The sequence below is a fragment of the Myroides sp. A21 genome, from assembly GCF_000807225.1.
Lineage (GTDB): Bacteria > Bacteroidota > Bacteroidia > Flavobacteriales > Flavobacteriaceae > Flavobacterium > Flavobacterium odoratimimum.
Map to the genome: position 1 here is coordinate 1 of NZ_CP010327.1, position 24,926 is coordinate 24,926.

At 33.8% G+C, this 24,926-nt stretch carries 25 protein-coding genes; 13 read left to right on the forward strand and 12 right to left on the reverse strand.

Translation table 11 applies throughout. The annotated features are described in order from the left end of the window. The 3 genes from dnaA to MYRA21_RS00015 all read left to right on the forward strand — a co-directional run bounded on the left by dnaA (position 1) and on the right by MYRA21_RS00015 (position 2,720). Complete coding sequence (gene dnaA / locus MYRA21_RS00005) at positions 1 to 1,440, forward strand: chromosomal replication initiator protein DnaA (RefSeq protein WP_006258586.1); 1,440 nt, start codon at positions 1 to 3, stop codon at positions 1,438 to 1,440. Beyond that, positions 1,440 to 1,895, forward strand: a complete 456-nt coding sequence (locus tag MYRA21_RS00010; RefSeq protein WP_006258587.1) for a low molecular weight protein-tyrosine-phosphatase — start codon at positions 1,440 to 1,442, stop codon at positions 1,893 to 1,895. The genes dnaA and MYRA21_RS00010 overlap by 1 nt, the downstream gene beginning before the upstream one ends. A gap of 99 nt (positions 1,896 to 1,994) precedes the next feature. After that, positions 1,995 to 2,720, forward strand: a complete 726-nt coding sequence (locus tag MYRA21_RS00015; protein WP_039327983.1) for an SAM-dependent methyltransferase — start codon at positions 1,995 to 1,997, stop codon at positions 2,718 to 2,720. Between the two features lie 73 nt (positions 2,721 to 2,793). On the opposite strand, the gene MYRA21_RS00020 is transcribed toward MYRA21_RS00015, so the two are convergent. Next, positions 2,794 to 3,105 carry a DUF6787 family protein gene (locus tag MYRA21_RS00020; RefSeq protein WP_006258589.1) on the reverse strand — a complete coding sequence of 104 codons (312 nt, stop codon included), beginning with the start codon at positions 3,103 to 3,105 and terminating at the stop codon, positions 2,794 to 2,796. 96 nt (positions 3,106 to 3,201) lie between these two features. After that, positions 3,202 to 4,227 (reverse strand): low specificity L-threonine aldolase, encoded by a 1,026-nt coding sequence (locus MYRA21_RS00025; protein WP_006258590.1) that lies wholly within the window; start codon positions 4,225 to 4,227, stop codon positions 3,202 to 3,204. Positions 4,228 to 4,274: 47 nt separating this feature from the next. Between MYRA21_RS00025 and prfB the strand changes: the two genes are divergently transcribed. After that, positions 4,275 to 5,373 (forward strand): peptide chain release factor 2 gene (prfB, locus tag MYRA21_RS00030; protein WP_115283932.1). Its coding sequence is split into 2 segments (ribosomal slippage): positions 4,275 to 4,337 and positions 4,339 to 5,373, totalling 1,098 coding nucleotides; the frame shifts between segments, so codons are not numbered across the junction. Positions 5,374 to 5,480: 107 nt separating this feature from the next. Here the strand turns inward: prfB and MYRA21_RS00035 are convergent. Together MYRA21_RS00035 and MYRA21_RS00040 are read right to left on the reverse strand one after the other, a co-directional pair. After that, positions 5,481 to 6,578, reverse strand: coding sequence for an inorganic phosphate transporter (locus MYRA21_RS00035; RefSeq protein ID WP_006265842.1), 1,098 nt, complete (start codon positions 6,576 to 6,578; stop codon positions 5,481 to 5,483). A gap of 19 nt (positions 6,579 to 6,597) precedes the next feature. After that, complete coding sequence (locus MYRA21_RS00040) at positions 6,598 to 7,242, reverse strand: DUF47 domain-containing protein (RefSeq protein ID WP_029988676.1); 645 nt, start codon at positions 7,240 to 7,242, stop codon at positions 6,598 to 6,600. A gap of 653 nt (positions 7,243 to 7,895) precedes the next feature. Between MYRA21_RS00040 and MYRA21_RS00045 the strand changes: the two genes are divergently transcribed. Further along, positions 7,896 to 9,524, forward strand: coding sequence for an acyl-CoA carboxylase subunit beta (locus MYRA21_RS00045; protein ID WP_006258594.1), 1,629 nt, complete (start codon positions 7,896 to 7,898; stop codon positions 9,522 to 9,524). Between the two features lie 69 nt (positions 9,525 to 9,593). On the opposite strand, the gene MYRA21_RS00050 is transcribed toward MYRA21_RS00045, so the two are convergent. The 3 genes from MYRA21_RS00050 to MYRA21_RS00060 form a co-directional block, all read right to left on the reverse strand. Continuing rightward, positions 9,594 to 10,094, reverse strand: coding sequence for a hypothetical protein (locus MYRA21_RS00050; RefSeq protein ID WP_006258595.1), 501 nt, complete (start codon positions 10,092 to 10,094; stop codon positions 9,594 to 9,596). Positions 10,095 to 10,193: 99 nt separating this feature from the next. Then, complete coding sequence (locus tag MYRA21_RS00055; protein ID WP_006258596.1) at positions 10,194 to 11,138, reverse strand: YeiH family protein; 945 nt, start codon at positions 11,136 to 11,138, stop codon at positions 10,194 to 10,196. Between the two features lie 70 nt (positions 11,139 to 11,208). Beyond that, positions 11,209 to 12,105, reverse strand: a complete 897-nt coding sequence (locus tag MYRA21_RS00060) for a LysR family transcriptional regulator (protein WP_006258597.1) — start codon at positions 12,103 to 12,105, stop codon at positions 11,209 to 11,211. A gap of 182 nt (positions 12,106 to 12,287) precedes the next feature. On the opposite strand from MYRA21_RS00060, the gene MYRA21_RS00065 reads away from it, so the two are divergent. Both MYRA21_RS00065 and MYRA21_RS00070 read left to right on the forward strand, forming a co-directional pair. Then, positions 12,288 to 12,968, forward strand: coding sequence for an aspartate/glutamate racemase family protein (locus MYRA21_RS00065; RefSeq protein WP_039327994.1), 681 nt, complete (start codon positions 12,288 to 12,290; stop codon positions 12,966 to 12,968). 771 nt (positions 12,969 to 13,739) lie between these two features. Continuing rightward, positions 13,740 to 13,937 (forward strand): heavy-metal-associated domain-containing protein, encoded by a 198-nt coding sequence (locus MYRA21_RS00070; protein WP_006258599.1) that lies wholly within the window; start codon positions 13,740 to 13,742, stop codon positions 13,935 to 13,937. 60 nt (positions 13,938 to 13,997) lie between these two features. Here the strand turns inward: MYRA21_RS00070 and MYRA21_RS00075 are convergent, their stop codons facing one another. The 3 genes from MYRA21_RS00075 to MYRA21_RS00085 form a co-directional block, all read right to left on the reverse strand. Further along, entirely contained in the window at positions 13,998 to 14,543 is a 546-nt protein-coding gene (locus MYRA21_RS00075) for a hypothetical protein (RefSeq protein WP_225581761.1), read from the reverse strand. 56 nt (positions 14,544 to 14,599) lie between these two features. Further along, positions 14,600 to 15,580, reverse strand: coding sequence for an IS30 family transposase (locus MYRA21_RS00080; RefSeq protein ID WP_039328002.1), 981 nt, complete (start codon positions 15,578 to 15,580; stop codon positions 14,600 to 14,602). A 165-nt stretch (positions 15,581 to 15,745) separates the two neighbouring features. Continuing rightward, positions 15,746 to 17,836 (reverse strand): hypothetical protein, encoded by a 2,091-nt coding sequence (locus MYRA21_RS00085; protein ID WP_039328005.1) that lies wholly within the window; start codon positions 17,834 to 17,836, stop codon positions 15,746 to 15,748. 233 nt (positions 17,837 to 18,069) lie between these two features. On the opposite strand from MYRA21_RS00085, the gene MYRA21_RS00090 reads away from it, so the two are divergent. From MYRA21_RS00090 to MYRA21_RS00110, 6 genes are all read left to right on the forward strand, one after another. Then, positions 18,070 to 18,804, forward strand: coding sequence for a YafY family protein (locus MYRA21_RS00090; protein ID WP_006258602.1), 735 nt, complete (start codon positions 18,070 to 18,072; stop codon positions 18,802 to 18,804). A gap of 41 nt (positions 18,805 to 18,845) precedes the next feature. Continuing rightward, positions 18,846 to 19,304, forward strand: a complete 459-nt coding sequence (locus MYRA21_RS00095; RefSeq protein ID WP_006258603.1) for a GyrI-like domain-containing protein — start codon at positions 18,846 to 18,848, stop codon at positions 19,302 to 19,304. 5 nt (positions 19,305 to 19,309) lie between these two features. Further along, positions 19,310 to 19,675 carry a DUF1801 domain-containing protein gene (locus MYRA21_RS00100; protein ID WP_006258604.1) on the forward strand — a complete coding sequence of 122 codons (366 nt, stop codon included), beginning with the start codon at positions 19,310 to 19,312 and terminating at the stop codon, positions 19,673 to 19,675. A gap of 221 nt (positions 19,676 to 19,896) precedes the next feature. Continuing rightward, positions 19,897 to 20,229, forward strand: a complete 333-nt coding sequence (locus tag MYRA21_RS00105) for a hypothetical protein (protein ID WP_225581760.1) — start codon at positions 19,897 to 19,899, stop codon at positions 20,227 to 20,229. Positions 20,230 to 20,231: 2 nt separating this feature from the next. Further along, the gene (locus MYRA21_RS18710) at positions 20,232 to 20,522 is read left to right on the forward strand and encodes a hypothetical protein (RefSeq protein ID WP_006258606.1); all 291 of its coding nucleotides are present in this window, start codon (positions 20,232 to 20,234) and stop codon (positions 20,520 to 20,522) included. Between the two features lie 20 nt (positions 20,523 to 20,542). Then, positions 20,543 to 22,138 (forward strand): PepSY domain-containing protein, encoded by a 1,596-nt coding sequence (locus MYRA21_RS00110; RefSeq protein WP_039330329.1) that lies wholly within the window; start codon positions 20,543 to 20,545, stop codon positions 22,136 to 22,138. 64 nt (positions 22,139 to 22,202) lie between these two features. Here the strand turns inward: MYRA21_RS00110 and MYRA21_RS00115 are convergent, their stop codons facing one another. Further along, on the reverse strand, positions 22,203 to 22,829 hold the full coding sequence (locus MYRA21_RS00115; RefSeq protein ID WP_006258608.1) for a 2OG-Fe(II) oxygenase: 627 nt from the start codon (positions 22,827 to 22,829) through the stop codon (positions 22,203 to 22,205). 363 nt (positions 22,830 to 23,192) lie between these two features. Continuing rightward, positions 23,193 to 24,479: a hypothetical protein gene (locus MYRA21_RS00120; RefSeq protein WP_006258609.1), complete on the reverse strand. Its 1,287-nt coding sequence runs from the start codon at positions 24,477 to 24,479 to the stop codon at positions 23,193 to 23,195. Positions 24,480 to 24,926 lie beyond the last annotated feature (447 nt).

The window sequence follows — 24,926 nt, forward strand, 5'->3', positions numbered from 1 at the left end:
ATGCACGATAATACAATTAAGACAGCAGAATCTGTATGGAATAATTGTCTTGAATTCATAAAGGATAACATCCAAGAACAAGCATTCAAGACATGGTTCATGCCTATTAAGGCTATTGAGCTTACAGAGAATGCTCTTTATATTCAGGTGCCTAGTAAGTTTTTTTACGAGTGGTTGGAAGAACACTATGTAAAAATCCTAAAAGTAGCCCTAACAAAACAGTTAGGAGCTGAAGCAAAGTTATTGTATAAGATTCAGATGGAAACTCCTTCTGGAAACAAACAACCTTATACAGAACAATTACCAAGTACACAAAGAGGTCCAGTAAAACCCCAAGAGTTAGATGTACCTATTCAAAACAAGAATCCAGAATTAAAAAACCCTTTTGTAATTCCTGGAATCAGAAACGTAAAAATCGAATCTCAGTTAAATTCAAACTATTCATTTGATAACTTCTTAGAAGGTGATTCAAATAGATTGGCACGTTCTGCTGGTATGGCTGTTGCGAATAAACCAGGTGGTACTTCTTTTAACCCACTTCTTATTTTTGGAGGAGTTGGATTAGGAAAGACTCACTTAGCACACGCTATCGGTGTTGAAATTAAAGATCTTTACCCAGAAAAAACTGTCTTGTACATTTCTGCTGAAGTCTTTACTCAACAGTATATTGACTCTGTACGTAAGAATACGCGTAATGACTTTATCTACTTCTATCAATTAATAGATGTACTTATCGTCGATGATATTCAATTCTTATCAGGTAAATCAGGTACACAAGATGTGTTTTTCCATATCTTCAACCATTTACACCAAAATGGTAAACAAGTAATTCTTACTTCTGATAAAGCACCAGTAGATATTCAAGATATCGAACAACGTCTTTTATCTCGTTTTAAATGGGGATTATCTGCAGAGATATCACACCCAGATTTTGAAACAAGAGTAAAAATTGTTGAAGGAATATTATTCCGTGATGGAGTAGATATGCCAAAAGAAATAATCGAATATGTAGCTAAAAATGTAAACTCTAATATTAGAGAATTAGAAGGAGCTATCATTTCATTAATCGCTCAATCTTCATTTAATAAGCGTGAAGTAACAATTGACTTAGCAAGACAAGTTGTTGAGAAATTTGTGAAGAGTGTGAAGAGAGAAATCTCTATCGATTATATTCAAAAAATTGTTTCTGATTATTTCCAAATGGACACAGAAACATTGCGTTCTAAGACAAGAAAAAGAAACATAGTTCAAGCTAGACAACTAGCGATGTTCTTTGCTAAAAAATACACTAAAGCTTCTTTAGCTTCTATTGGTTCACAAATAGGAGATAGAGATCACGCTACAGTATTACACGCTTGCAAAACTGTGGATAATTTATTAGAAACGGATAAGGAGTTTAAGAAATTCCACGATGATATAAATATTAAATTCAGTATGTAATGACAAAAGTATTGATGGTTTGTTTAGGCAATATTTGCCGTTCGCCTTTAGCAGAAGGGATATTACAATCAAAGCTTTCTACAGAAAGTTTTTTTGTTGATTCAGCTGGTACTGGAGATTGGCATATAGGTAGTCAGCCAGACAAACGATCAATAGCTGTTGCTAAAAAATACAATATTGATTTAACTACACAACGAGCAAGACAGTTTAAAGTAAGTGACTTTACTAATTTTGATCGCATCTATGTGATGGACAAATCTAATTACGAAAATGTAATTAAGTTAGCACCTAGTCAAGAAGCTAAAAATAAAGTAAAGTTAATTCTTAATGAAAACACACCAGGTCAAAACCTAGAAGTACCTGATCCATATTTTGGAGGAGATGATGGTTTTGAACATGTTTTTCATCTTTTAGATGAAGTTTGTAATGTAATAGCCAAAGATTTAAAATCTTAGATATATGTAAGTAAAAGGAAGAAAGTCATTTTCTTCCTTTTCTTTTTTGTACTATACTTTATCTTTACCTTTGTACTCTATTTGAGAGAAATTTGACAAATGACAAATAATATACCTACAGGTACACTATACCTAATCCCTATCACCCTAGGAGACACTACAAATCCTATGGACGTTTTGCCACAAACTGTAAAACGCGCTATCGAAATGCTTGACATATTCATAGTTGAAAATGAAAAAACAGCAAGATGTTTTATTAAAAGCATATGTCCTGAAAAAAAACAATCAGAACTTATTCTTTTTCCTTTAAATAAACACACTGAAGTAAGTGAATACAAAGAATATATTAAACCATTATTAGAAGGCAAAAGCGTTGGTGTAATGAGTGAAGCAGGTTGTCCTGGTGTCGCAGACCCTGGAGCAGTTATTGTAGACATAGCTCATAAAAGAAATATTAAAGTAACTCCTTTAGTAGGTCCCTCTTCTATCTTATTATCCGTTATGGCTTCAGGAATGAACGGACAAAGCTTTGCTTTCAATGGATACCTACCTATAGATAAAAGTGATAAAAAGAGTGCTCTTAAAGCTTTAGAGAGAACTTCTCAAGAGAAAAACCAATCACAGTTATTTATAGAAACTCCATATAGAAATAATCAACTGTTACAAGATATGGTACAGATATTAAATCCAAACACTCTTATCTGCGTAGCTTGTGATATAACCTTAGAGACAGAGTTTATACAGACTAAACCAGCTTCTCAATGGAAAAACACAAAAGAAGACTTACACAAAAGACCTTGTATCTTTATCATTCACAAGAACTAAATAGAACAAAAAAAGCTGAAAGTATTAACTAATACTTTCAGCTTTTTTATAAATATAATAATTGGTAAACTTCTTATTTATCTTTTGGCACTAAAGAACCAAAACCCATTCTTCTTAGCATTTTCATCACGAAATTCCAAAAAAAGCGATGTTGTCCAAATATAGTACCCACACAAATCAAAATAACTTTATAAACGGGCAGAATTAGCACAATATACAGAACCCAATATATAAACGGATTAGTTGTAGCTCTGTCTAGCCCTATGCTAGTTAAAATAGGTTTCGATATGTAAGCTGCAGTAGAACCTGTAATTGCAAAAACTAATAAGATTACACCCATTTGCCAATTTGATGTAATACCCCAACGTTGTTTTAATTTTTCCATTATTTAATTTAAATCTAAACAAAGGTAAGTCAATTTCCCTGATCTAAAAACATAAATATTACTAAATAAACGATTTACATCGTCTTACCTCTACCTCTACAATTCTAGTTTAGTAAGAGCTTCTATTACATATTCATGCATTACTTCGCGATAATCTAAATGTGTCACCATACGAAGCCATCCCCCTCCCATATCACTGATAAATATATTCTTTTGTTTCAACTTATCTATAAAGACTTTGTTTTGAGCTATTTCTTGTAGCCTAAAAACGACGATATTAGTTTGAACAGGCAAAACCTCCTTAACCCATATTTTCTTACTTAAAACCATCTCTATTTGCTTCGCTCTGAAATGATCTCTTTGCAGGCGACCAACATTATTTTTTAAAGCGAACAAAGCAGCCGAAGTTAAATACCCAATCTGACGCATTCCTCCCCCCATTAATTTACGTAGGCGAATAGCTTTTTTGATATCTTCTTTCGATCCTAACAACACAGAACCCACTGGAGCTCCAAGTCCTTTAGAGAAACACACTGATATCGTATTAAATAAAGCACCGAACTGACTTGGATGTTGTGATTTAGCCACCAATGCATTCCATAATCTAGCCCCGTCTAAGTGCATCTTTAATCCCTTTTCATTACACACCTCACGAATACGCTCTATCTCACTTAGCTCATAACAAGCTCCTCCACCTAAATTTGTCGTATTTTCTATACAAACTAATTTAGTGATTGGCAAGTGAATATTATTGGGGTCATTATAGTTTTCCAAGACTTGCTCTGCTGTAATACGTCCTCTATCTCCATCTATTAATGCACAACTCACTCCACTGTGCACTGCTATCCCTCCCCCTTCAAACATATTGATATGAGAACTTTTATCACAAATTAAATGATCTCCAGGTTGAGTATGCAATTTTATAGCGACTTGATTTGCCATTGTTCCTGAAGGAAAAAAAAGGGCTGCTTCCATCCCAAACAACTCAGCAACAGCAATTTCTAATTCATTGGTACTTCCATCTTGCTTGTAAACATCATCTCCTACCCTCGCTTTCATCATGTAATTCAACATTTCAGGTGTAGGCTTAGTGATTGTATCACTGATTAAATTAATTTCCATAAATTGATAGGAATAAGTATTTTTGTGCTATAAAAGTATTAAAAATTATGGTAACCACAGAACAACAGAAGGATATTATTGATCGCCTTGGTGCGTTAAGGAGGTATCTTTGACATCGATAAGAAGCTTATCGAAATAACAAACGAGGAAGAAAAAACTTTTGCTCCAGACTTTTGGAATAATCCTAAAGAAGCAGAAGTTATCGTTAAAGCCCTGAAGTCCAAAAAGAAATGGGTAGAAGGCTATGAATCTGCTATATCTAACCTAGAGGAATTAAAGATTCTTTTAGAATTCTATGCAGAAGGTGAATACACAGAAGAAGAAGTAGTAGAACAGTATGAAAAAACGCTTCAGATCATAGAAGAACTAGAGTTTAAGAATATGCTTTCTGACGAAGGTGACAACATGAGTGCTGTACTACAGATTACTGCAGGTGCAGGAGGTACAGAGAGTTGTGATTGGGCAGCTATGCTAATGCGTATGTACATCATGTGGGGAGAGAAGAACGGAGTTAATGTAAAAGAACTAAACTACCAAGAAGGAGAAGTTGCTGGAGTAAAAACAGTAACCTTAGAGTTCGATGGAGAATTTGCGTTCGGATACTTAAAAGGTGAAAATGGAGTTCACCGTTTAGTGCGTATCTCACCATTTGACAGCAATGCTAAGCGTCATACCTCATTCGTATCTGTTTATGTTTATCCATTAGCAGATGATACTATCGAAATCGAAATTAGCCCATCAGATATCTCTTGGGAGACTATGCGATCTAGTGGTGCAGGTGGACAGAACGTTAATAAAGTAGAGACAGCAGTACGATTGCGTCACCACCCTACTGGTATTATTATTGAGAACTCTGAAACGCGTTCTCAATTAGACAACAAAACAAAAGCAATGCAACTTTTAAAGTCTCAATTATATGAAATTGAGCTTAAGAAGAAACAAGCAATGCGTGATGAAATAGAAGCAAATAAGAAGAAAATAGAATGGGGTTCGCAAATCCGTAACTACGTGATGCATCCTTACAAACTAGTTAAAGATGTCCGTACACAATTCGAAACTACTGATGTAGATTCTGTAATGAATGGAGAGATTGACAACTTCTTAAAAGCATATCTAATGATGATGGGACAAAAAGAAGAAGAATAAAAAAAGGAGCTAGCAGCTCCTTTTTTGCTTCATTAACACATCAACTTCCCGTAATAAAAAAAGTGGCACATCGCTGTACCACTCTATATATCTTTTAAACTATATGCTTACATAAAGAATGTAATCAAATAATATACTACCATTGCTATAATAGCTGATACAGGTATAGTTAATATCCAAGCCCATAATAGGTTAATAGTCACTCCCCATCTAACAGCAGAGATACGTTTAGTAACTCCTACCCCGATGATAGAACCTGTGATCGTATGCGTAGTCGATACTGGGATACCTAAGTGCTCAGTCACATATAACGCAACAGCACCAGCTGTCTCAGCAGCCACCCCTTCTAATGGAGTTACTTTAGTAATCTTAGACCCCATCGTTTTCACGATCTTCCATCCTCCTGATAAAGTACCTAGACCAATGAATATAAATGATGCTAACGGAACCCACCACCAGTGCTCTACGAATACTTTAAATGTATCTACTCCATCCACTAGATAGGCTTGATCCATATCTATATTAACATGATAAAAGATAACAGCTGCACCGATAATACCCATTACTTTCTGAGCATCGTTACCACCATGTCCTAAAGAGAACATTGCAGATGACACTAACTGCAAACGTTTAAACCATGTATCACATTTATGAGAATTACCATTTCTACAAATCCACATAATACCCACCGTTATAAAATAGGCTAATATCATACCTAAAAACGGAGCTCCGAAGATAAATAAGAAAATTGGAATTACTTTAGAATATACAATAACATCCTCTCCTCCAGGTGCAAAACCACCTGCATGAGCTACTGCTGCTCCAATAAATCCTCCAATTAAAGTATGTGAAGAAGAAGAAGGAATACCCAACTTCCAAGTCAATAAGTTCCAAATAATAGCAGCTACTAATCCAGCGAATATCACCTCTAAACTAATAAAGTTTTCATTCACTGACTTGGCTATCGTATTACCAATTTTAAACTCTCCAATAATATAAAGAGAGATAAAATAAGCAGCAAAGTTAAATGCTGCTGCCCATAATACAGCTTGGAATGGTGTCAACACCTTTGTAGTCACAATGGTCGCAATAGAGTTTGCTGCATCGTGAAAACCGTTAATATAATCAAACCCTAATGCTAAGACGATAATGATCATCAGCATAATACCAGCTTGATTAGTAAACATTCCTAAGAAAAAATCCATAAATAATGTTTCTGATTAATTAAGCGTATTTTACTGTAATTGTCTCAAGTACATTAGCAACGTCTTTACAACTATCTGTTGCTGTTTCTAGAGCCATCATTACCTCTTTATATTTAATAATCTCAATAGCATTGCTTTCATTCTCAAAGATGTCCGCAACAGCTTTATCAAATACTTTATCTGCTTTACGCTCTAAACGAGAGATATTTTTACTGATTTCTGCTAATGCTGTAAAATTTTTATTGTCTTTTAAGATTAAAAGCCCCTTAGCCACTTCACTACAAGCTTCTAAATTAGCCTCAGTTAATTTGCGCAAAGGTTTTGTTACTTTATCGATTTGATATAATCTCATACGAGATGCAGCATCCGATAAGTGATCCGCTATATCATCTACAGCTGTAATCAAATTGTGGATATCCTCACGGTCAAAAGGTGTGATGAAGTTTTTTCCAAGTTCTACACGTGTAGTTTGAGCGATTGCTTCTATCTCTTGTTTTAATACTTCTACATTCTTTAATAACTGATCTCTTTCTTTAGCTGGAGCATTTACTGCTTCGTTTAAAGTTTCTGAAATTTTCTTAATCTTACCTGCTGCCTTTTCAAATAATGGATAAAACACTTTATCCTTAGGCACTAAAAACTGAAAAATATTGTTTAATGACATCTTATAAATGATAATAATCGGGCGCAAAAGTAAACCTTTTAAGTTAGCTCAATGTTTCCTTAACGTTAATTTTTACGACTTTATTAATACTATTACTTTACGATAAAAACATAACTATCTGAATTACAAATATAAACCTATTTCCCTATATTAATTTAATGTTATGTAATAAAAGTACACTTTCCCCCTTATATTCTTATTTAGCGACGACAATTACCCTCATTAATTACAATTCATCACACCCTCACTTCTTTTTATCTCATTATTCACCATTCCTGATATATAATTTTAAAAGAAGACAATACTATAACCTCATTACCTAACTCACTTTTATCCCTCTTCATTTCATTATTATATCTTACTCATCAATCTACAGAACTACACTTTTATAAATCACCAAATTATACACATTTATCAACTATTCTCCTGAATCTAAACCTCCTTTTACTTCAACAACTGTCATTATAAATATTAATAAAATGAACAAAAGAAAATAGGTATCATGCTAAAAATCGCATCTCCTCATTTTTGGATAGTCAAAATTCTAGTATATTTTGTATTTTAGCGAAAACGATCAAGGATTAGTACACTATTTACTCTCTAAATATAACTTGTACTAAACCACAGACAACAGTGAATCAACCCAACAAACTATGGATATAAACTTCAATAAAAACGAAGACCACAATAAGCTTTTGCTTTCTGATTTAAAAAGAAAATTAGTAAAAGTAAAACAAGGTGGTGGCGAAAAAAGAATAGCTAAACTACACGAGCAAGGCAAAATGACTGCTAGAGAACGTATCGACTATTTACTAGATGATAAGACCAATAGTATAGAGATCGGTGCCTTCGCAGGAGACGGGATGTATGAAGAGCATGGAGGATGTCCTTCTGGAGGTGTAGTGGTTAAAATAGGTTATGTAAAAGGAAAACAGTGTATCGTAGTAGCAAATGACGCTACTGTAAAAGCAGGTGCTTGGTTCCCGATTACAGGAAAAAAGAATCTAAGAGCCCAAGAAATAGCAATAGAAAATAAACTACCTATCATCTACCTAGTAGACAGTGCAGGTGTTTATCTACCTCTACAAGACGAAATCTTCCCTGATAAAGAACACTTCGGACGTATATTCAGAAATAATGCTGTCATGAGCAGTATGGGTATCACACAGATAGCTGCTGTCATGGGTAGCTGTGTAGCCGGTGGTGCTTACCTTCCTATTATGAGTGATGAAGCACTTATCGTAGACAAGACAGGAAGTATCTTCTTAGCAGGTAGTTATTTAGTAAAAGCAGCTATCGGAGAGAGCATTGACAACGAAACTTTAGGTGGAGCAACTACGCACTGCGAAATATCAGGTGTAACTGATTATAAAGCTAAAGATGACAAAGATGCCCTTGACACAATCAAAAATATCATTGATAAAATAGGAGACTTTGACAAAGCAGGATATAACCGTATCAAAGCTGCCAAACCTACTTTAGCTCAAGAAGACATCTATGGTATCTTACCAAAGGCTCGTAATGAGCAGTACGATATGATGGAGATTATCAAACGTCTAGTAGATAACTCAGAATTCGAAGAGTACAAAGAAGGGTACGGACAATCGATCATCACAGGATACGCTCGTATCGATGGATGGGCTGTAGGTATCGTAGCGAACCAACGCAAAGTAGTAAAAACTAAAAAAGGCGAAATGCAATTCGGAGGAGTGATATACTCTGACTCTGCAGATAAAGCTACTCGTTTTATAGCGAACTGTAATCAAAAGAAAATACCACTAGTATTCTTACAAGATGTAACAGGATTTATGGTAGGGTCTAAGTCTGAGCACGGAGGTATTATTAAAGATGGTGCTAAGATGGTTAATGCTGTATCTAACTCTGTAGTACCTAAATTCACTGTAGTAGTAGGAAACTCTTATGGAGCAGGTAACTATGCGATGTGTGGTAAGGCTTATGACCCTAGACTTATCTTTGCATGGCCTAGTGCTGAGCTTGCTGTAATGGGAGGTGCTCAGGCAGCAAAAGTATTATTACAAATAGAAGCTTCATCTCTTAAAGCAAAAGGGGAAGAACTAACTAAAGAACAAGAAGAAGAATTATTCAATAAAATTAAAGCGAGATACGACAATCAAGTTTCGCCTTATTACGCAGCAGCTCGTCTATGGACAGATGCTATTATCGATCCATTAGATACGCGTAAGTGGATCTCTATGGGTATTGAAGCTGCAAATCACGCTCCTATCGAAAAACCGTTTAACTTAGGAGTTATTCAAGTATAATAAAAACCTTAAAAGGGCTTTCAATGTATTTGAAAGCCCTTTTTATTATTTGAGAGTTTCTCCTTTTCATTATGGAAGCTCTGTTCTATAAGTTGTATCGTGTATGCTAAACTTACCTTTTATTGATACACCTGTTTTAGTCTTTGCCTCTAACCAACATTGAGTAAACCAAAATTCAAGTATTCGTTCTTGTTGCTCAGATAGAGTTTGCATTAACTCGTCATACATTTCTTCTCCATCTTCAGTCTCTGTCCATGATTCTTCTAAATCGTGTAAAGAAAAGTACAATTCTCTTGGAAACAAATTATCACTTAAGTTCTCTGGAATACCCATTGATATACTTGAAATAACTTGCTCTGCCTTATCCTCTGCCCAAACTACAATATCAAGTGTTTCATAGTCATATTCAAAATAAAATGTATCTACATCTCTAACAGTACATGGATCAACTAAAGGTATATATTCCCTTACAAATAAACTACATAAACTATCTATCATAGTAGGTCTTACTACTTCTAATCTATCTTTTAACCCTTTAGTGTAGTAAGCGATATACGTACTTATATTCATGATAAGTGTTAACTATTTATTGCTGATAAACTATAAAGATAATTTCTTTTGTCCAATTTAGTGTGATTTTCAATTTAAACACATTGTTTCCTATCTATTTTAATTCACATACATAATATAAAGCAGTGAAGTCACAGAGATAAATATCCACAGTCCTACTCCTTCTAATAGAGGTTTAAATCCTACAGATTTCACGGTGCGATAAGATAAAGATGTACCGATTAAGAATAAGGTCAAGGTCAATGCTGCTTTAGAAGCTTCTACGATATATGGTCCGATAGACTGTACTGCTGGGATATAAGAGTTCGCTAGCATTGCTAATACGAATAACCCGATAAAGTAAGGCAACTTCACTTTACCTCCTTTATTGTTAAAGAATACCATAGATAAGAATGCTACAGGGATCACCCATAATGCACGAGCTAGCTTCACAGTAGTAGCTACTTCTAGAGCTTGGTCACCATACTTAGCCGCAGCTCCTACTACCGAACTCGTATCGTGTATCGCAATAGCAGACCATAGCCCGAAATCTACTTGACTTAATCCTAAGGCATGTCCTATAGGCGGAAATATAATTAAAGCTACAGAGTTTAAGATAAACACGATTCCTAAAGCTACTGATATCTGCTTCTCATCTGCTTTAATAACAGGAGAAACCGCAGCGATAGCACTACCTCCACAGATTGCAGTACCTGAAGAAACCAAATACGATATTTTTTTGTCTATTTTCAACACTTTTCCTAATAAGAATCCTAGTGCTAGAGTCAAAAAGATAGAGAAGATAGTAAGTATAAAACCATCCTTACCTGCAGATATTGCGCTATACACATTCATACCAAAACCAAGCCCTATCACAGCTACTTTTAACAATAGCCCTGTTGCCTTCTTAGTCTGTTTTGCATACGGGTTCTCAAATAGCTGTGCATATACTATCCCTATCACTAGTGCTACTGCGGATGAAATAAATGGAAATAAACTAAGCAAAGCGAGTCCTACTAGAAGCACTTTACCTATTGTCTCACGAGTGTTATTTTCTGTTGTCATTTGTATCATTATTTACAGATACAAATTTCCTTCATACACTAAGGAAAAGAAAATACATAATTGTTATAACCTATAACTTTAAGTTATGATTCTGTACAAAGCGAATGAACAGTTCTACCAAAGCGCTTTCTTGTCCTTGACGCTGTATTAAAGAGAAAGTTCTACTGATATCTAATCCCTCTATATCTACAATGCTCAACTCATTATACCTCAACTCTTTTAGAATAGCGTGTACGGATAAGAATGCAACACTATCTGAGTGCATTAAATACATCTTAATACTCTCTGTACTAGAGAAGTTCATTTCATTAGTCAAATCACTTAAAGTTATACCGATCTCTTTAAGTGTAGTATCCACGACATCTAGTGTCCCTGACCCCGTTTCTCTTAATAAAAAAGACAACTCCTTTAGCTCTTGAGGTTTAATACTTCCTCTTTTGGCTAATTCATTATTGCTACTACACACCAAGACGATTTCGTCTTTGATAAAGTCAATATACTTTATCTGAGGATTTTTAGAATACCCTTCTACTAGACCTACATCTATTGTTTTGTTCAGCAGAAGATTCTCGATAGCATTCGTATTATCAGATACTACGTCTAGATGCAGATCATTTACCTTCTTTCTAAACTCTGCTAATAAGGGAGGTAATACATACTGTGATATAGTAGTACTCGCTCCTACTCTAAGGCTTCCGTCCATTTTAGCATTCAGTGCGTGTATATCGAACTCAAGATTGCGATAGATAGAGAATATCTCTTCTGCATACGTATAGAGTAGTTCACCTGCTTCTGTCAAGTGTATCTTCATCCCGTCACGTACAAAAAGTTTAGTCTGATAGCTAGCCTCTATCTCTTGGATATGCTTCGTCACAGCAGGCTGAGAAATCAACAATTCCTTAGAAGCCTTCGTGAAGCTCCCTCTCTTCGCTACTGTATAAAACACCTTTAATCTAAAGTCAAACATATCATCTCTTTTTTATCATAGAAGTAATTCTCTCTTAACATCTCCTCTTTCCCTAAACAACAAAATTAATGAATTAATATGGGTATTTTATACTATTTACACAGAGATAAAATCTGACTTATACCTATATTTGACTGTCCTTTTTAGACAAAGTCAATCCATAAAACTAAAAAACAAACTCAATGAAACGAATAGGAATACTAGGTGGTACAGCATACCCTTCTACAGCGTTATACTACACGCTATTAAACAAAATGGCAAATGAAAAATGGGGTGGATATCACTCATGCCCTATCCTCTTATACAGTATAGATTATCACAATATCAAAACTAGATATGCTAATCAATGGGATGAAGTACCTAATATCTTAAAACACGAAATCGAAATCCTACTATCGCTACAACCAGATTGTTTCTTGATAGCAAACAACACCTTACACAAAGCTTATGATGAGATCAAACAGGAAATACTAACTAATATTCCAATCTCACACAGTATAGAACTGACCAAAAAACATATACTAACGCATAATATGAAGAAAGTACTTCTGCTAGGTACACCCTTCATGATGGAAGATGATTATTTTAAATCTCCTTTACAGCAAGCAGGGATAGAAGTAATCATTCCTAACACTGAAGAAATAGCCCAAATAGGTCAATTCCAATCTATACTCGCTACAGGAGCCATCACAGAAGAGATGCGTTCATTCTTTATGACATTAATAGAAAATTATTCCTCTGTAGAAGGAGTGATTCTGGGTTGTACAGAATTGCCTTTAGTATTTAATTCACTTGATATTAAAATACCTATTATAGACACTATGGTATTACAGTGTGAAGACGCTTTTAGTAAGATATCCTAATCCGTAATCTTACAGATAATATTTCTTCATTAGACAAATCTTTAACTAAGCAGTAAGCAGGACTTATCACCTTTATGGATGAGTATATTGAGTTCTGTTTTACTGCTTATTTTCTATAAATAGAATACCTCTTCTAATCCCCATCGGAGATAATTTCTTAAATATTATCTACTCAACTCATCCCTCGTTATAATGACTCTTTTTCATAGACATATTCACTCGTATGTACTATACCCTTCTTTATTTTAGCATGTACATTATTAGAAGGAGAATACATGGAGAATAGAAGAAGCATTGTTCGACAAACATCTTCTCTGCTCCACTATGTATGGGGTATTCTCCATGAATTGTCGAGGGATTCTAGTCAAGTGCCCTATTTTACTGGGGTTAAGGCAATATCCATATTGGCTAAAAAAAAGTCGAAAACAAATAACAACGTAAATATCAGCACTTTACAATAAAACCTATTTAAAAAAAGTATCTATGTTTTTTTAAAATAATCCCCTAAATAGACTTATATCCTCCTGATTTAGAAAAAAAACAGATTTTAAAAGTTTATTTTCCTTGATTTAAAGACAAAAAAAGACTTGAAAACAAAAAAAGGATTCCTTTATTTCTTCATAAGCAAAGAATACGGATCATCACATAGATGAAAAAAAAGACTTCATCTTACTCTTTAAAAGAATTATATAACAACTCCTTAAAATCGTATAACAACGATAATGACACACTATCCTACATTTGTAATATAAATTATTAAACAAAAAAGAAATGGCAACAGTATATCAAATTAAAGGAATGGGATGCAGTAGTTGTGTCGGAAAGATTCAAGAAGAACTAAAAAAGTACCCTAATATAGAAGCTACAGTCACTCTAGATACACATAGTATAGAGGTTAAAACTCCTGAAGTGACGAAAGAAGAAGTACAAAAGATATTAACTTCTGCTGGAAAGTATGAGATACTTTAATAAAAATAAGGCTGTCCTTTTTGAACAGCCTTATCTTTTTAAGTATCGTTATATTATTTCTTAGAACGTAGCACCTAAAAACACACCTACTACAGGATATACTTCTGAGCACTTCGCATCATAATCATTAAAGTGTCCTACACCTAACTGTACTTTATAATACATTGGTCCTACTAACTTGCGTTTTATTCCCCAATGTACTTCACTTACTAGAACACTATTTAAGGAATTCATATATTCTTCACTATCTGTACCAAAACTATACTTAGCTTGAAACCCTACATAATTACCTGAATTATTGTCTAAAGTACGATTCTTCTCTATTCTCTTATTCTTATTATAATACCAATCTAGTCCCCCTCTCAGATAAGGAATTGGCTTCTTAAAGGTAAATACAACTGACATACTATTATTCCATACATCATAACCTGCGCCTATCCCCATACCCGTCTGAACGAATATATTCTCACCTATCAAAAAATCTCTTCCTGCATCTACTCCTAAAAAACTAGTCTGTATATAGAATCTACTCTTGTACTCATTTTCTTTCTGCGCAGTCATCAACAATGGCAGTAATAACATTAACAAAACAATTAGTTTCTTCATTTTTTTATATATTTTCATCTAATATATTTTCATCTAATATATTTACTAACGTGAATTCAAGTTATAAATGCAACAGTTGCTATTTTGTCTAATTTATCTGCAAAAACTTCATTAGGCGATTTAAAACCAAATCTCTTTCTTGGTCTATTGTTTAAAATATTTACAACTCTATCTATTTGTTGTTGTGTAATTAAATCGAAGTTACTCATTTTCGGGAAATATTGTCTGACTAAACCATTTAAATTTTCATTAGCGCCTCTTTCCCAACTGTGATAAGGTTTTGCAAAATAATAGGCAATCTGTAACGCATTAGCTATATTTTGATGGTTTGCAAACTCTTTTCCATTATCAGAAGTGATTGTATGTAGAAGAGGTTTGTAATCCTTTAATAGCTCTATTGTTTTAGCCTCTATCGCATGAGCTTGTTTAGATTCAACCTTCCCCATTAGTAAAATCCCTGTGGCTCTATCGTTAATAGTTAATAAGGCTCCATTATGATTTTTTCCTATTATCAAATCAATTTCTAAGTCTCCTATTCTTTCTTTTTTGTCAACAATACCAGGTCTTTCATCTATATCTAATCTGTTCGATATTACCCCTCTACTATCTTTATTGCTTCCTCTTTTACGATATTTTTTCCCTTTATTTCGTAGATGCTTATAAAGCTTTCCTCCTTGCTTTTTATCCTTCCAAATAAACTGATAAATACATTCTACTGAAACCATTTCTATCTTCTCTATTTTACATCTTCCTACTATTTGTTCAGGGCTATAATCTTTATTGAGCAGCGACAAAATGGTTGCTTTGACACTTTTATTTAAGCGTTTATGCTTAGGTTTTTCTTTATGACGAAGTGTTGTCTTTTTTTGAGCAAGATCGGCTTTATAAACACCGTTTCTACCATCTGAATTACGTTTAAGCTCTCTGCTAACAACTGATCTGTCTTTGCCTATATAATCACCTATTTCACTAAGTGATCTACCTAAATTTTTATATGCTTCTATTTTGTATCTTTGTTCTAACGTTAAATGTGACATCTTTTTGATTGTGTAGGAACTTCAAAAGTAGATGTTTTTTTTCGCCAACAGCGGGGAACATTTGCCCCATGGGGCAAATGTTCCCCGCTGTTCTTTTAAATGCTGTTGCATTTATTTGTTGAATCTAAGTAACAAAAAAGTAAGAAACATAATCTTTGTTTACTTTTAGAAATACTGCTCTAATATTTGAACAACTTCATTATTATTATACACTGTTTGGTAGTGAGTATGTTCTTCTCCTGCTAATCGATGAATTCTCTCTTTTATCTTATCCATACGTTGTATTAATTGTGGGATAAAATAAGCTACACTTCCCGATGGTATATCAGCCATACGCATATAATACTTAAGCATAATGATAGAAGCTTCTATCGGCATACAGTGATATTCTTCATAAGGAGTATAATCCATATCTATCAGATTATAACGCTTAAAGAATCGATTAAACAATTCTGTATTTAAAGTGATATAACGCGTATAATAATCTGTCAACTGTGGATGCTCACGCATAGCTTCTTCTATATCGACATTATCGTATAAGTGATACTTCCACAGTATCGTCCCATCTGTATACATCGACTGAGGAAGAGCTAAGAGCTTCTCTAAAATCTCTAATTGCATTGGGATTTTATAGCCTATTGGCTTATTCTGTGTAGCATATTCCTTTAATTCTAAAAAGTACTCATGCTCTTGGATAGTGCTTAATAAAGGATGGTCAAAGAACTCTTCCATATCAAATGCTCCATACATAATCGCTTTTCTCAGAGTATCTAATGCATGTTCTTGTTTTCCTTCTATACAATACATCAGTATCACATATTTATAACTATCTGCTTCTATCCATAAATAAGGTTCTACTAGACTATAGATCTTCCAAAACGGAATTAACTCTTCCTTGTCCTTCTTATCCTCATATTTCTGAACAATCAATTTAGCATAGTCACGCAATTCCTTTATTTGATAAAATACCCATGGAGTCTTACACTTTTTAGCAAACTCCTTATAATATGCAGCACTTGGTTTCTCTAGGCAGATACGTTCATCCTCTTCCATTCGCCAATATTTATTGCCATACTTATCTTGAAATAATTGTAACAATTGATCAATAGACAATCCTGTTGAACGAATAACTTGACCTTTATTATCTTCTATCAAGTACACAAACAGCCCCTCCTTATCCTCTCCTACAAAACCAGTATAAGAATAGGCTAAACCTTCTAACCTCTTTAAAAAACGAAAGCTCTGAGCATCTACCTCTAGCTTATATTGAGTATAATACACTGCTGTATCTGTGATCAAAAAGTCTGTGTGATAGGGATAACTCTCCACTCTGTAAGTTGAAAAAGAAGATTTAGAAACTACATGTCCCCAATAGTACAGATGAATACTGTCTTCTGCTAAGTAGTCTTCTGTCAGCTTAAAGGTAGTAGCATCGCTTCCCTCTATCCATTCGCCCTTCTCATCTAATACTCCTTCTTCAGATAAATAATAGACCGTCTCATACTTCGCTACTCTTTTAAACTTCTTAGGATTGGTCTTGATACACTTGCCATTAAAAATAACATGCTCTTGATCACAAGCCCCATATACCATTGGCTTAAAAGTAGCTAAATCAATCTGAGGGTACACTATCCCTCCCTCTTTACAACTAAACACCACCTTGCCATTATAATAAAAAGCTCCGAATAAGTGAATCGGGTTTAAAGGCGTTGCCTCTTTTGCAAAAACGGTTAAGTTAGCCAAGCGGTTCTTCTCTTGTAGTGTAGCTATTTTTTTGACTACATTACTATCTACCATTTTTGAATCAAACACTTTCTGCGCAAAAGGCTGATCAAAGTGTTCTAAACAACTAAAGACTAAAACTCGTAATGCTTCTAACTCTACAGCACTGATGGCCTGCACCTCCCATTGGTTATCTACTAACACCTCATAGCATTCTATTTCCTGCCAATTATAAGCATCTAATGTCAGTGCTATTAAACCTGTTCTTCCCTCTTTTGCAAAAGGTGCAATGGTCTGAATACTTAGATAAAAATCTCCTCTGATAGTCTCTCTATTACCATGGTTATAAAAAGCTAAACACAGTAGTTCTTCTTTCTTTTTATTGTACTGATAACAATAGTTATCTTGACAATTATAAAGGATACATTGGTGCATCTCTTCACTAATCACAGTGATTGCTTTGGTTTTAAAAAATGCTTTATAATTAACCTCTGTTAGGTGTATTTGAGCAAAGACTCCTACTGGTTCTGCCATAGTGCGAATATTTAGAAGGTGTAAATATACTTATCCTAGATTAAGCATTGACCAAATATTACAAAGCAATTCTACTTCATATCTATTTCATTAGCTCTAAAACCACACTATAATATGCTTTGATCATTAATTCAGTCCTATTTGTATAATTCCTTTTCATTTATATGTCTATCTCTTATTCTGGGCTTATCGAAATGTTATCTTTGTCAATAAATCTAATTCTCTGTAGTCTTATGTCAGAAAGTAAACCTCGTCTAAACCGATTAACAGCTATAGTGACCCAGTTACAATCTAAGCGTATCGTAACCGCTACTGAGATAGCCGAAAAACACAATGTAAGTATACGTACGGTGTATAGAGATATCAGAACGTTAGAACAATCTGGTATTCCAATTTATACAGAAGAAGGTAAAGGATACTCTCTGGTAGATGGGTATGCTCTACCTCCTGTCATGTTTACACAAGAAGAGGCGAATGCTCTTATCACTGCTGAGCAACTGATATTAAAGAATAAAGATGCTTCTCTAATCAAACAATATCAAAATGCTATTCTCAAACTAAAAGCTGTACTGCGCTACACCCAAAAAGATAAAGCTGATCTGCTCTCTCAAAGAATAATCGTAAGAGATAATCCTGATAAAGCACAGACGAGTGATTACTTAATACAAATACAGACTGCTATTGTCAATCATCAGGTGCTTGTTATTGATTATTTGTCTTTAGAAAACCAAAAGAGTCAGCGAGACATAGAACCCTTTGCTATCTATACTACACAGGACAACTGGATATTAATAGCCTACTGTAGATTGAGACTAGACTTTAGAGCCTTTAGACTAGACTGTATCCAACACTTAAAAGATACCTTGCAAACATTCGAACCTCATCAAATCACGATGGAGCAATACTTAAAAGCGTGTAGAGAAAAATATTACCCACAAGACAACACCCCTGACATACCTATGTCATAAGGGGAACCTAACTTTGCTACATAATCTTAAACTCATGTATTATGAATCAAGTAACCTTAAAGAAATTCCACATCATCGGAATAGAAGTACGCACTACCAATGAACAAAACAAAGCAGCTAATGATATTCCCTTACTATGGGAACGCTTTTGGAAAGAAGATGTGCTAAACCGTATACCAAATAAAGTATGTACTGCTGTCTACTCCATGTACACGAATTATGAAGGGGACCATACGATGCCCTATACTACAATAATAGGCTGTGAAGTATCTGACCTATCTAATATCCCAGAAGGAATGACAGGGCATACTATAGAAGCAAGTACTTATAATAAAATAACTGCTACTGGAGATCTAACAAAAGGGTTGGTTATCAATGAGTGGTTTCAAATATGGGAACAACAGTGGGATAGAAAATACACAGCTGATTTTGAAATATATGACGAAAAATCCATGAACCCACAGGATGCTGAAGTAAGCATTTATGTAGCTATAAAATAACAATTATGAAAGAAACAGAACAATACTATTTACGACAAGAAGAACCCAATAGAGGTTGCTTACAGGCATTAAGAAACATTATCTTGCAGTTAGATGATCATGTCACAGAGTCGTTAAAGTGGGGGACTCCTTGTTTTAGCTATAAGAATCGTATGTTCTGTTTTCTCGCTTTGACTAAAGAACCTAAAACACCTTATCTATTAATAGTAGAAGGAATGCGTATAGAACATCCTTTATTAGAAATAGGAAGTAGAAAGCGCATGAAAACATTAAGTATAGATGCCAATGCTGATTTACCTATTGATGCTATAATAGATGTTCTACAAGAAGCCTTAAACCTATATCGAAATGGGGTTATCAAAACAAAGTAATTTAGACTCAGACCATTTAATAAGTGTTAATTATAAAAACAACTAAGACTAATTGCCCATACAATTAGTCTTTTTAATTCTCATAATGCATGTTAACCAAACACTAAACCCCTAATAAACAATCAATAACAACACAACGTTATCATATCAAAAAGTTTAATATTTTGTTATTGAAAACTATAAAATATGTCATACATTTGTTTATACTCAATCTAAATAAAATGCATACCTTATTATTTTCAATTACAGCATTTGCTTTCTTTATGCTATATAACACTTCTCAGAAAGTAAAATATGAGAAGAAATGTACATTAACTACCTGGATTAGGTCAAACACTAAATTATCCAAGATTATCGCTTACTCACTATTAATAATAGCCTTAACAACAGAGTCTATTTATGAAGGTCTAGGAGTAGGAAGCTTAACGTTCTTTATCTTCTTAATGTTTATTGGTTCTGCTATTCTAACATTATATCCTATGTTATCATTTAAGACTAAACACATCGTTAGTTTTATAGGGTTAGGATTATTTCTAGAACTACTAATATTTTAATTATGCCCGCAAATAAAAAGCATTTAGAAAGTTCAATTATACAACGTATACTGAAGATAACTGCAGGTCTATTCGGAGGATTCTTAGTAAGTACAACATTTCACATGTTTCTAATGTACTTTTTCCCTTCTCATCCTATTTATACAACGATGTTCGTCACAGGATATGTATTATGGACCATCTTATTCATTATGGCCTTTATCATTGGCAACGGATATAAAATATGGTTAGCCTATATCGTGCTAACACTGGTTTTTTATTCACCTTATTTAATCGCTCCAATACATACCTAAACACAAGACACATCACTATTATGAATATTAGAAATTATAATAAATACTTCCACCTACATACGATAAGTGGGATTATTATTACAGTATTACTATACATTATCTTCTTCGCAGGTTCTTTCTCTTTCTTTAAAAATGAAATAGCGAATTGGCAAAGTAATAAACCACAAGAAAAAATAGCTGTTCAATCTATCAACTACAATACCTTATTAGACTCATTAGACAATCAAATAGGATTACAGGGTAGAAATATTTACTTCCGAATGAATGATAGAAGTAGAGTCATGAGCTATAATATCTCTACTTCACAAGACACCTTGTTACCTAAAGCGAAAGAACGTGACTTCGGTCTATATGACACTGCTACAGAAGAAAAACACGGATATGAAGAATCGTATTCTTTAGGAGAATTCTTATACAGACTTCACTTTTTAGCACAATTAAATGGTCTAGTTAATATCCATATCTCTCCATTTGGTTACTTTGTAGCTGGGTTAGTTTCTTTCATTTACATTTTTGCACTTATTACAGGCTTACTTGTACACTGGCAAAAGATAGTATCTAACTTCTATGTATTTAGACCTTGGGAAAAGCTAAAAACCGTATGGACTGACCTACATACAGCATTAGGTGTTATTACCTTTCCTTTCCAATTAATCTTTGCTATCACGGGAGCTTATTTCTTATTAAACTATCGAATAGTCGCAGCTACTATCATTGCATTAGGATATGGTGGTGATGCAGACAAATTTAGCAGTGATACCACACAAGATAGAGGAGCTAAAGAGATCGTATACCAACATAAAGCCATTGATAAAGAAATAGATCTAAACGCCTATATTCTTCAAACAGTAGAAAAATGGGATGATCCATATATCTCTAATATCTCTATACTTAATTATGGGGATGAAAGTATGACTGTAGCCATCAGTGGTAGAGCGCATAATGAAAAACAGTTAAATAGTCGTGGAGAAATAAAATATCACATTCATTCAGGAGAAGTAGAAGAGATAAGTAATCCTAATGAAAATCCTGAATATAGTTATATATTCTCTAACTTAGTTTATTTACTTCACTTTGGTTCTTTCGGAGGTTTAGCGACTCGTATCGTTTACTTCTTAGTAGGGATAGCTGGATGTATAGTCATTATATCTGGAGTACTGATCTGGTTAGTGGCCAGAGATAAAAAGAATGTTCCTGAACACAAACGCAAGTTTAACTTCTGGCTAGCAAATATCTATATGGCTATCTGCTTATCTATGTATCCTGTAACGGCATTAGCTTTTATAGCAGTAAAACTAAACCCAACAGGAGGGCAAAACTTTGTTTACTCCTTTTATTTCTGGACTTGGTTAGCTATCACGATCTTATTAAGCATCAGAAAGAATATTTATAAAACCAATAGAGACTGTTTATTAGTCGGAAGTATTATTGGTCTTACTATTCCTATCTTTAATGGTGTCATGACAGGTAACTGGATATGGGTAAGTTGGGTTAAAGGTTATTCTGATATCCTGCTTATTGATTTATTCTGGATCATCGTTCCACTTATCACACTATACTCGTGGAAACTAGTCAAAGATAAGCAAGAGAAAAAATTAAATACAGCAGTAGAATAGTTTACTCATTATTTCTATAAATCGAAAAAGCCTTTATATGATAAAACATATAAAGGCTTTTTACTTATCTAGTCTTTAACCATCCTGTAATGCTATAACGAGTATGATTTACCATCTTCACCTCGTGTTCTATACTCTTACTGTCAAACACGACAAGGCGTCCTGGTAAGGCATGTACAATCTCTTCTCTTTCATTTCCATGTTCGTCTTGTAGGTAAAGTGCTAACTCTCCGCCATAAGCTGGAGTCCATTCTTGATCATTCAAATATAACACTACAGACAGCGTTCTACGGCTATCTGATTGGAAAATATCTAAATGACGCTTATAACAAGTACCTGGAGGATAACACGCATAGTGAAACTCTCCTTCTTGAATACCTAGATAGCAAGTTCTGTTTACATATTCTAAGAAGTGATTCACTTTATTGAAATACATCTGCTCTACTTCATCAGGTTCTTTCTCATCTAACCATAAGATAGAGTCTCCTCTAATTTCTTCTACTATTTGTTCGCTACTTGCCTGCCCTATAGCTGCTTTTTTAAAACTGTGTAAGTCTTGTTTTAAAAGCAAATTTGCTCTTAACAAGTTGATCTCTTCTTCCGAAAAAAAACAGTCAACCACCGAGTATTTACGATTCACTAAATCGTCTATTATTAACTCATAAAATGGATTTAATTCAAAATCACCCATACATTAACAAATAAAAAGTACACAAATATAATTTACAAGACAAAAAAATCAACACACAAAAAGGTGTTTTTTTAAGCCAATTCACTGTTAATATGCACTTTTACAGATTTGATAATTCAAGAGGTTTCAAAAGCTTTTATCGAAGAGAGTATTGGCATTTTTTTAGAATATTTTGCAGGATTTTCATCAATATTCCACATCCTTTTACATGTCAAATAACCTCTTTAAAGTTATGAGGCTATAATTGCTTATAATAAAGATCAAAAACAGACTCAAAGCATATCAAATGAGCATATTATTATCAATAAAAAAAGGAAACTATAAGCTTCCTTCTTCTATATTTTATTTCTTTATAAATCATTATTATTGATTACTTTTAGTGCTAATTTGGGGATTAGCTATAGCTCCACAAGCAATACCATCAATAGTAATAGCTGTAGGACGAGACTTACCTCTTTTTCCATTACTTCGATTATCCCCTTCAATAGTATAGTAGACCTCAGCCTTATCCCCTCCTACGATATCCACAGCATCTACACCTGTTGCCTTTTTCCCTTGTGCAGCTACAGTATTATATATTTCTTCTTTTACAGTATTCTCTTTTAATATCTCTGTGATATTCTCTACTACAGTCTGCTTCACATCTATAGTAGCCACTGGTATATCCTTACTTCTTCCATCGAAGAAAAGATACTTTCCATCTTTAGTCGATTCGATACGTAGGGTATTAGAATCAAAAGATTCTCCTACAGATCCCTCTATAAATTTTCCGTCTTTGTCAAAACAAGCTTCGTTATAATATGTCAAAGTACCATTACCATTATCTTTTAACAGCGTAATTGCTTGGTTCAGTGACAAGATTTCTTTTATAGAATCATCCGTAGCACTTACCCACTGTACATCTCCATTCTTAGCCGTAATTAAAAAAGTACCTATTGCACCAGGTGCTATTTTATTAGGTGTAATACCTTTCTCAGCTACAGAGACTTGCATTGGGTTTAATACAGCCTTCCCTCCATTATCGATCTTGATAGAAGTATCTGCTGGAGTAGCTGCCTTCCCATTATTAGCTACATTAGTATATATTTCATTAACGACTTGTTCGTCTTTCAGTATCTCTGTAATATTATTAATAACACTGCCTGTCACATCGATAACCTGTGCTACACCTGCCTCATTCGTATACGTATATATACCATTTGCACCTTCCTTAATAGTGGTAATGATATTCAAGTCTTTAATAGGAGTGTTCACTTTTCCTCCTTTAGTATCTTCTAATACTAAGTCATCCCCTTTAACACCTAATACTTTATTTCGAGGAAAATTGTCTATATTATCAATAACGTCCTGATTATTTACTAATCTAACCCATTCTTTTCCTTTCCAATAGTAAAACCCAGAAGTAACCACACTATTCTCTGTTGTATTAAACACCAATAAGCTAGTCTCTACATCCCCTTTGTTTATAAGTGATTTATCGGTTAAGTCTTTTAAAGGAATACGCGGAATCAATACCCCTCTATACTCACCTGCATCTGCTTTTAACTCTAATAATGCTGATTTGTGCGGTGCTCTTATCCCAATACCAACTTGTGAAAAAGCTAATCCACTCATCATTAAAACTCCAATAGTAATTACCTTTTTTTTCATATCTCTTTGTTATAAACTAGCCTAAAAGTACTCAATTATTAACAATTTTTACAGCAATTAAATATCGTTTTCACAATCGTTACAAGATTCGATTTTAATAATTAACAACAATTACACTGTTTATAGAATACTTTTTTTATTAATTTATTAAATCTTAAAATTTAACTATCAACTTTCGTTCAGCTACTTCTAATTTTTAGTTTTAAAAATATTTTATTTTTAAAACTTTTATACCCATATCGTATTAATTTAAGCAAATATCAATATAGATACAGCACAGATTAGGTATATTAACGATTAATCAAATCTTAAAAAGATCTACTATTAAAAAGCCAAAAATCATACCATAAATGGTATGCATATAGAGATAAATGAAATCCTATTATTTGTTTTAAACCCTTACCTGCTATTTGTTTCTAAATAAAAAAAGCAATAAGAAGAATTCTT